General features: G+C 73.1%; 7 protein-coding genes and 2 pseudogenes. 7 read left to right on the top strand and 2 right to left on the bottom strand.

Features of this window, described 5'->3' with window-relative positions:
* Together ACWGB8_RS36760 and ACWGB8_RS36755 are read right to left on the bottom strand one after the other, a co-directional pair.
* Positions 1 to 223 (bottom strand): annotated as a pseudogene (locus tag ACWGB8_RS36760) (hypothetical protein); the annotation flags it as partial.
* Positions 220 to 507: pseudogene (locus ACWGB8_RS36755) on the bottom strand (DUF1844 domain-containing protein); the annotation flags it as partial. The pseudogenes ACWGB8_RS36755 and ACWGB8_RS36760, both read right to left, overlap by 4 nt.
* A gap of 474 nt (positions 508 to 981) precedes the next feature.
* Between ACWGB8_RS36755 and infC the strand changes: the two are divergent.
* The 7 genes from infC to pheT all read left to right on the top strand — a co-directional run bounded on the left by infC (position 982) and on the right by pheT (position 8,645).
* Complete coding sequence (gene infC / locus ACWGB8_RS36750; RefSeq protein WP_452218006.1) at positions 982 to 1,695, top strand: translation initiation factor IF-3; 714 nt, start codon at positions 982 to 984, stop codon at positions 1,693 to 1,695.
* A 139-nt stretch (positions 1,696 to 1,834) separates the two neighbouring features.
* Positions 1,835 to 2,029: a 50S ribosomal protein L35 gene (rpmI, locus tag ACWGB8_RS36745; RefSeq protein WP_030055648.1), complete on the top strand. Its 195-nt coding sequence runs from the start codon at positions 1,835 to 1,837 to the stop codon at positions 2,027 to 2,029.
* Between the two features lie 112 nt (positions 2,030 to 2,141).
* Positions 2,142 to 2,537 (top strand): 50S ribosomal protein L20, encoded by a 396-nt coding sequence (rplT, locus tag ACWGB8_RS36740; RefSeq protein WP_030055649.1) that lies wholly within the window; start codon positions 2,142 to 2,144, stop codon positions 2,535 to 2,537.
* A 122-nt stretch (positions 2,538 to 2,659) separates the two neighbouring features.
* Positions 2,660 to 3,526 (top strand): TrmH family RNA methyltransferase, encoded by an 867-nt coding sequence (locus ACWGB8_RS36735; RefSeq protein ID WP_452218005.1) that lies wholly within the window; start codon positions 2,660 to 2,662, stop codon positions 3,524 to 3,526.
* A 143-nt stretch (positions 3,527 to 3,669) separates the two neighbouring features.
* The gene (locus ACWGB8_RS36730) at positions 3,670 to 4,773 is read left to right on the top strand and encodes an ATP-binding protein (RefSeq protein ID WP_452218004.1); all 1,104 of its coding nucleotides are present in this window, start codon (positions 3,670 to 3,672) and stop codon (positions 4,771 to 4,773) included.
* A 249-nt stretch (positions 4,774 to 5,022) separates the two neighbouring features.
* Positions 5,023 to 6,144, top strand: coding sequence for a phenylalanine--tRNA ligase subunit alpha (pheS, locus tag ACWGB8_RS36725; RefSeq protein ID WP_452218003.1), 1,122 nt, complete (start codon positions 5,023 to 5,025; stop codon positions 6,142 to 6,144).
* Positions 6,144 to 8,645 carry a phenylalanine--tRNA ligase subunit beta gene (gene pheT, locus ACWGB8_RS36720; protein WP_452218002.1) on the top strand — a complete coding sequence of 834 codons (2,502 nt, stop codon included), beginning with the start codon at positions 6,144 to 6,146 and terminating at the stop codon, positions 8,643 to 8,645. The genes pheS and pheT overlap by 1 nt, the downstream gene beginning before the upstream one ends.
* Positions 8,646 to 8,681: the final 36 nt, after the last annotated feature.

Below are 8,681 nucleotides of genomic sequence, written 5' to 3'. Positions count from 1 at the left end.
CGAAGATCTCCAGCATCCGGGCCTCGTTGGCGAGGTGCTGCTCCAGGTAGTCGCCGGAGCGCATCGAGAAGCAGCCCACCGTGGCGGAGGTCGACCCGGAGGAGACGTCCTGCACGACGGAGGGCCCGAGCGAGCCGCAGAGCGGGTTGGCGTACGGCTGGATCGGCAGTTCGTAGGTGGCGAGGTCGCGGACGCGGAAGCTGCCGGGCCGGTGCTTGGGCGCAGCCCGTCCCGCAGCGGGGCGGCGTGGAAGTTGCTGACCTCCGGCGCGCCGGCGGTGACCAGCCCGGCCAGGGCGGTGATGAGCTTGCGGGCCTCGTCGAGGTCCTTGTCGGCCTCGCCGCCCTCGGCGAGGCCGCACTTGACGGCGGCGGCGCTCATCAGGTGCACGGCGACGGTGGTGATCACCTCGACGGCCGGGACCTCGGCGATGTCACGGGTGAGGTCGTCGAAGCCGATCGTCTCGTCGTCGTTCGAGGCGGGGTTCTCGGTGGGCTCGCTGCTCAAGGGGGTTCACTCCGTCGTGCCGATGGTCGTGCCGGTTACACAGCGAGCGTACAAGGGTGCGGGAACCGGTCGGCCGGGGGCGGAATTCCACCGCGTGCCGAAACGCTGTATGCTTCGAGACTGACCGGCCGGGATCCCGCGAGGGAGCCTGGCCAGCAAGTGGAGGCTCCACTCAGGAGGCCCGAGAGGGCAACCGCGAAAGTCTCCCACCTGATCGGCCTCGCGGTCGACGGGTCCGGTCCGCGACGAGCACCGCGAGGTGCCGTGTCGCCGCAGCACCCCTCACCGGGTGCCGCCCCCGGTTGTGGAGCCCCGCTTGTACCGAGCGGGGCTTTTTTCGTGTCGCGGTGCATGCAGTGCGTGCAGGCGAGTCAGGCAGCGCAGCACGAATGAAGCCCCGCCCAGTGGTCGAGTCCACTACGTGCGACCGCCGTCCGACGGCCGCATCGCAGAAGGTGCAACCGAGGAGGCCCCATCAGCACCGAGCCCCGCATCAACGACCGGATTCGCGTCCCCGAGGTGCGACTCGTCGGTCCCAGCGGCGAGCAGGTCGGCATCGTGCCGCTTGCCAAGGCGCTGGAGCTCGCGCAGGAGTACGACCTCGACCTGGTCGAGGTCGCGGCGACCGCCCGGCCGCCGGTGTGCAAGCTCATGGACTACGGCAAGTTCAAGTACGAGTCGGCCATGAAGGCCCGTGAGGCGCGCAAGAACCAGGCGCACACGGTCATCAAGGAGATGAAGCTCCGGCCGAAGATCGACCCGCACGACTATGACACCAAGAAGGGTCACGTCGTCCGGTTCCTCAAGCAGGGCGACAAGGTCAAGATCACGATCATGTTCCGCGGTCGTGAGCAGTCCCGCCCCGAGCTGGGCTTCCGACTGCTCCAGCGACTGGCGAACGACGTCCAGGACCTGGGATTCGTCGAGTCCTCGGCCAAGCAGGACGGCCGTAACATGATCATGGTCCTTGGCCCGCACAAGAAGAAGACCGAGGCGATGGCCGAGGCCCGCGCCGCTGCGGACGCCCGCAAGGCCGAGCGCCAGGGCCGGGTTCCCGGCGCCGACGCGGCCGACGACGCAGAGCCCGAGGTCGAGATCGTCGAGGCCGAGGCGGACGACGCCCAGGCCGAGGCCGAGGCGGACGACGCCCAGGCCGAGCAGCCGGCCGAGACCTCCCAGGACGCCTGAGCCCCAGGGCTCGGGCGGCCAGGAGGCCGGCCACACGGGTGACGGGGCGTCCCGCCCGGTCACCGCAGATCCATCCAGTCCACGCCCGTGCGGCGCAGGCCGCGCGGGCGTGGACGGACCGACGAGGAGATACGGCGAAATGCCGAAGCAGAAGACGCACAGTGGCGCCAGCAAGCGCTTCAAGATCAGTGGCTCCGGCAAGGTGCTGCGCGAGCGCGCCGGTCGCCGCCACCTCCTGGAGCACAAGCCCTCGACGCTGACCCGCAAGCTGGCCGGCACCGTCGAGCTGGCCCCCGCCGACGCCAAGAAGATCAAGAAGCTTCTCGGCAAGTGATCGCCCTCCCCGCCCGGCGACCGTGCCGTGAGCGGGGCAGCTGATCCTTCCCGACCCATTCGAATGACGGACCACGTGAAGTAGTCCGTGGTCCAACCCAAGGAGTAATCAAGTGGCACGCGTCAAGCGGGCAGTCAACGCCCACAAGAAGCGCCGGGTCATCCTGGAGCGCGCCAGCGGCTACCGCGGCCAGCGCTCGCGCCTGTACCGCAAGGCCAAGGAGCAGGTCACCCACTCGCTGGTCTACAACTTCAACGACCGCAAGAAGCGCAAGGGCGACTTCCGTCAGCTGTGGATCCAGCGCATCAACGCTGCGGCCCGTGCCAACGGCATCACCTACAACCGCTTCGTGCAGGGCCTGAAGGCCGCCAGCGTCGAGATCGACCGCAAGATGCTGGCCGACCTCGCCGTCAACGACCCGGGCGCGTTCGCCTCGCTCGTCGAGGTCGCCCAGAAGGCGCTGCCGGCCGACGTGAACGCCCCGAAGGCCGCCGCCGACGCCGCCTGATCCCCTCCCGGATCGGTCGAGCTGACCGGACCCGCAGGCTCTGCGCCTGCGGGTCCGTGTGCTTCCCCGCCACGAAGCCCACGCCACGAGAGCCGGCGGCACCCCGCCACAGAGACGAGACCATGCAGAGCACCGACACCCCCCTGCTCACCTCCCTGCGCTCGCCCCGGGTCGTCGCCGCCCGCCGGCTCGCCAAGCGGAACCAGCGCACCAAGGAGCGCCGGTTCCTCGCCGAGGGCCCGCAGGCCGTCCGCGAGGCCGTGGCGTTCGGGACCCTGCCGGGCACGTCCGAGCACGCGGTGGTCGAGGTCTACGTCACGCCGGAGGCCGCCGAGCGGCACGACGACATCGTCCGGGCCGCCCTGAACGAGGGCCTGCCGGTGCTCACCGCCACCGACGAGGTGATCGCCGACATCTGCGACACCGTGACCCCGCAGGGCATCGTGGCGCTCTGCCGCTTCATCGACACCCCCTTCGAGGAGGTGCTCCGGGCCCGTCCGCGGCTGGTCGCGGTACTCGCGCACGTCCGCGACCCCGGGAACGCCGGCACCGTGCTGCGCACCGCCGACGCGGCCGGCGCGGACGCCGTGGTGCTGACCGACGCCTCGGTCGACCTCTACAACCCGAAGGCCGTCCGGGCCTCGGTCGGCAGCCTGTTCCACCTCCCGGTCGCCGTCGGCGTGCCGGTCGAGGAGGCGGTGGGCCGGCTGCGCGAGGCGGGCGTCCGGGTGCTGGCCGCCGACGGCGCCGGCGAGCGCGACCTCGACCAGGAGCTCGACGAGGGCACCCTGGGCGCCCCCGGGGCCTGGGTGTTCGGCAACGAGGCGTGGGGCCTGCCGGAGCCGACCCGCGCACTGGCGGACGAGGTGGTGCGCGTGCCGATCCACGGGCACGCCGAGAGCCTCAACCTCGCCACGGCCGCCGCCGTCTGCCTCTACGCCTCCGCCCGCGCCCAGCGGTCCCCCGGGGGCTGCCGCGCACAGGCGTAGACCTCACGGGGCCGGGGGGCGTGCGACCGGAAGGGGCGCCGGGATTCCCGGCGCGGCGACGTCCCGGGCCCTACTGCCCGGGGCCCCGAGACGCTAGGGTCGTCGCCGGGGATAGACACGGTGGGTAATCGGGGAGGACACCCATGGTCGGCGACGGGGCACAGTTGGACCCGGACGACCTGCCGGACGGCCTGGTGGTCGCCGACGCCCGCGGCCGGGTGGTCTGCTTCAACCGCGCCGCGGCCCGGCTCACCGGCATCCGCCCCGACGCCGTCCTCGGCAGCCCGCTGGCGCAGGCCCTGCCGCTCGAGGACCTCGACGGCCGCCGCTGGTGGCAGCTGACCGACCCGTACGGGGGACCGGCGATCCGCACCCGCCAGCCCGAGCGCAATCTGCTGCTGCCCGGCGGGCGGGAGGTGCTGGTCTCCGCCCGCTACGTGCGCGAGCGCCCGCGCGGGCCGGTGGTCCGCCTGGTGATCGCGCTGCGCGGCACCGAGGCCCGCCGCCGCACCGAGCGCAGCCACGCCGAGCTGATCGCCACCGTCGCGCACGAGCTGCGCTCCCCGCTCACCAGCGTCAAGGGCTTCACCGCGACCCTGCTCGCCAAGTGGGAGCGGTTCACCGACGGCCAGAAGCGGCTGATGCTGGAGACCGTCGACGCCGACGCCGACCGGGTCACCCGGCTGATCGCCGAACTGCTGGACATCTCCCGGATCGACGCGGGCCGGCTGGAGATCCGCAAGCAGGTGGTCGACCTCGCCGCCGCGGTGCGCCGGCACGTGAACGGCAAGGTCGCGGCCGGCACCGCCGAGGACCGCTTCGACATCCGCATCAGCGAACCGCTCACCCAGCTCTGGGCCGACCCCGACAAGATCGACCAGGTGCTGGCCAACCTGCTGGAAAACGCGGTGCGCCACGGCGAGGGGACTGTCACCATCGAGGTGGCACCGGCCAAGGAGACCGTCGAGGCACCCGTCTGGGAGCGCCCCGGCACCCCGCCCCGCGTACTGGAAGGCACTGCGGTCACCGTGAGCGACGAAGGAAGCGGCATCCCCGAGGACTCGATGCCGCGCGTCTTCACCCGCTTCTGGCGGGGCTCCAAGCGCGGCGGCACCGGGCTCGGCCTCTACATCGTCAAGGGCATCGTCGAGGCCCACGGCGGCTCCATCCGCGTCGACCGCGCACCCGGCGGCGGCGCCCGGTTCCGATTTATCCTGCCCGCCGGCGTCCCCGACTTCATGCTCTGAAGGAGCATGAACGACAGCACAGCATGTTGTAGGTCGGCCGCCGGACGGGCTTCGCGGCAGGCGCGCTACGCGCTGCGACTACACTCGACCTTTGGCGTTGTGGGACGCCCTGCGCGGCGGTGCCGCGGACACCCCTCTCTCGAACGGAGACCGGCTGCCCGTGCCCCGGCCGCGCCGGGCGTGGCGCAGAAGCAGAGGCGAGCCACCCTTACCTGAGCACGGACGAGCAGGAGCACGGGAAAGATAGAGATGTCGGCACCCAACAAGTCGTACGACCCGGTCGAGGTCGAGGCCCTCAAGCCCGAGGTGGTGGAGCAGGCCCGGGACGAGGCCGTCGCGGCCTTCGCCGCCGCCACCAGCCTCGACGAGCTGAAGCAGGCCAAGGTCGCCCACACCGGCGACCGCTCCGCGCTCTCCCTCGCCAACCGCGAGATCGGCGCCCTGCCCCCGCACGCCAAGGCCGCCGCAGGCAAGCTGATCGGCCAGGCCCGGGGCGCCGTCAACCAGGCGCTCGCCCGGCGCCAGGCCGAGCTGGAGGCCGAGCGCGACGCCCGGGTCCTGGTCGAGGAGGCGGTGGACGTCACCCTGCCGTTCGACCGGACCCCGCGCGGCGCCCGCCACCCGCTGACCACCCTGGCCGAGCGCATCGAGGACACCTTCGTCGCCATGGGCTACGAGGTGGCCGAGGGCCCCGAGGTCGAGGCCGAGTGGCTCAACTTCGACGCGCTCAACCTGGGCCCGGACCACCCGGCCCGCTCGATGCAGGACACCTTCTTCGTCCGGGCCCCCGACGGCTCCGCCGACTCCGGCGTCGTCCTGCGCACCCAGACCTCCCCGGTCCAGGCCCGCACGCTGCTCGACCGCGAGCCGCCCGTCTACGTCGTCTGCCCCGGCCGGGTCTACCGGACGGACGAGCTGGACGCCACCCACACCCCGGTGTTCCGGCAGGTCGAGGGCCTGGCGGTGGACGAGGGCATCACCTTCGCCGACCTCAAGGGCACCATCGAGCAGCTGGTCTCCAAGCTGATCGGCGACGGCCTGGAGCTGCGCTGGCGCCCTTCGTACTTCCCGTTCACCGAGCCGAGCGCCGAGATCGACCTGCAGTGCTTCGTCTGCCGCGGCGAGTCCGTCGGCAACCCGGACAAGCCCTGCCGCACCTGCTCCTCCGAGGGCTGGATCGAGCTCGGCGGCTGCGGCGTCGTCAACCCGCGGGTGCTGGTCGCCTGCGGCGTCGACCCCGACCGCTACAGCGGGTTCGCCTTCGGCCTGGGCCTGGAGCGAATCCTGATGAACCGCCACAGCGTCGCCGACATGCGCGACATGGTCGAGGGTGACGTCCGCTTCACCCTCCCGTTCGGGATGGAGATCTGATGCGCGTCCCGCTTTCCTGGCTGCGCGAGTACGTCGACCTGCCGGCCGGCGAGACCGGCCGCGACGTGGCGGAGCGCCTGGTCCGCGCCGGTCTTGAGGTCGAGACCGTCGAGCAGATCGGCGCCGACCTCAAGGGCCCGCTGGTGGTCGGCGAGGTGCTGTCCATCGAGGAGCTGACCGGCTTCAAGAAGCCGATCCGGCACTGCTTCGTCAACGTCGGCGCGGCCAACGGCACCGGCGAGCCGCAGGAGATCGTCTGCGGCGCGACCAACTTCGCGGTCGGCGACAAGGTCGTCGTGGTCCTCCCGGGCGCCGTACTGCCCGGCCCGTTCCCGATCGCCGCGCGGCAGACCTACGGCCACACCTCGGCCGGCATGATCTGCTCCGCCCGCGAGCTCGGCATGGGCGACGACCACGCCGGCATCATCGTGCTGGAGCCGCACCACGAGCCCGGCACCGACGCCGTCGAGCTGCTCCAGCTCGTCGACGAGGTCCTCGACATCGCCGTCACCCCGGACCGCGGCTACTGCCTGTCCATGCGCGGGGTGGCCCGCGAGGCCGCCGCCGCGTACGGGCTGCCGCTCGCCGACCCGGCGCTGCTGGACGTCCCGCCCGCCAACTCCTTCGGCTACCCGGTCAAGGTCGCCGACCCGGCCGGCTGCGACCGCTTCGTCGCCCGCACCGTGGTCGGCCTGGAGCCCGCCGCCAAGTCGCCGATCTGGCTCCAGCGCCGCCTGCAGAAGGCCGGCATCCGCCCGATCTCGCTGGCCGTCGACATCACCAACTACGTGATGCTGGAGGTCGGCCAGCCGCTGCACGCCTACGACAAGCAGCGCGTGGACGGCCCGATCACGGTCCGCCGCGCGGAGCCGGGCGAGAGCCTCACCACGCTCGACGGCGTGCAGCGCAAGCTGTCCGCCGAGGACCTGCTGATCTGCGACAACTCCGGCCCGATCGGCCTGGCCGGCGTCATGGGCGGCGCCTCCACCGAGATCCTCGACCCGGCGGCCGGCCCCGGCACCACCGAGGTGATCATCGAGGCGGCACACTTCGACCCGGTCGCCATCGCCCGCGGCGCCAAGCGCCACAAGCTGCCCTCCGAGGCGTCCAAGCGCTTCGAGCGCGGCGTCGACCCGGAGGCCGCCCGCGCCGCCGCCCAGCGCGCCGTCGACCTGCTGGTCCTGATCGCCGGCGGCACCGCCGAGGCCGGGGTCACCGACATCGCGGCCCCGCACCCGGTGCGCACCATCACCATCGCCGCCGACCTGCCCGACCGGGTGGCCGGCACCGAGTACGGCCGCGAGGTCGTCACCCGGCGCCTGCAGGAGATCGGCTGCTCGGTCGCGGGCTCCGACGTCCTGGAGGTCACCCCGCCGACCTGGCGCCCCGACCTCACCGACCCGTACGACCTCGCGGAGGAGGTCATCCGCCTGGAGGGCTACGACAACGTGCCCGCCCGGATGCCCACCGTGCCGCCGGGCAAGGGCCTGACCGAGGCCCAGCGGATGCACCGCCGGGTCGGCCGGGCGCTGGCCGGCGCCGGCTACGTCGAGGTCAACAACTACCCGTTCGTCGGCGACGCCGCCTTCGACGCGCTCGGCCTGGACAAGGACGACCGCCGCCGCCGCACGGTCCAGCTGGTCAACCCGCTCAACGACGAGGAGCCGGCGCTGCGCACCACGCTGCTGCCGGGCCTGCTCGGGGCGCTGCGCCGCAACGTCGGCCGCGGCAACACCGACCTGGCGCTGTTCGAGACGGGCACCGTCTTCCTGCCCAAGGACGAGCTGTCGGTCGCCCCGCGCCCGTCCGTCGAGCAGCGGCCCAGCGCCGAGGAGCTCGCCGCCCTGGACGCCGCACTGCCGCACCAGCCGCGGTGCGTCGCCGTGGCGCTGACCGGCGAGCGGCTGCCCTCCGGCTGGTGGGGCAAGGGCGCCCCGGCGGGCTGGGCGGACGCCGTCGAGGCGGCCCGCACGGTCGCCCGCGCGGCCGGCGTCGAGCTGACCGTGCGCCAGGGCCAGCTGATGCCCTGGCATCCGGGCCGCTGCGCCGAGCTGCTCGTGGCCGGCACCGACCGGGTGGTCGGCCACGCCGGCGAGCTGCACCCGCGCGTCGTCAAGGCGATGGGCCTGCCCGAGCGCACCAGCGCGATGCAGCTCGACCTCGACCTGCTGACCGCCGACGGCACCGGGCGGGTCACCGGCCCGGCGGTCTCCGGCTTCCCGGTCGCCACCCAGGACGTCGCGCTCATCGTCGACGCGGCCGTCCCGGCCGCCGAGGTGGAGGCCGCGCTGCGGGCCGGCGCCGGCGAACTGCTGGAGGCCATCCGGCTGTTCGACGTGTTCACCGGCGAGCAGGTGGGCGGGGGCCGCAAGTCCCTGGCGTACGCGCTGCGCTTCCGGGCCGCCGACCGCACGCTGACCGCCGAGGAGGCCACCGCCGCCCGCGAGGCCGCGGTCGCCGAGGCGCTCGCCCGCACCGGCGCGGTGCTGCGCGGCGCCTGACCGGCCCGCCGAGGGGCCCCGCCCCCGGACCCTGTG

The sequence above is a fragment of the Kitasatospora sp. NPDC054939 genome (genome assembly GCF_053610105.1).
The sequence above is the reverse complement of the archived record's forward strand: the minus strand, read 5'-3'. Positions and strand labels throughout refer to the sequence as shown.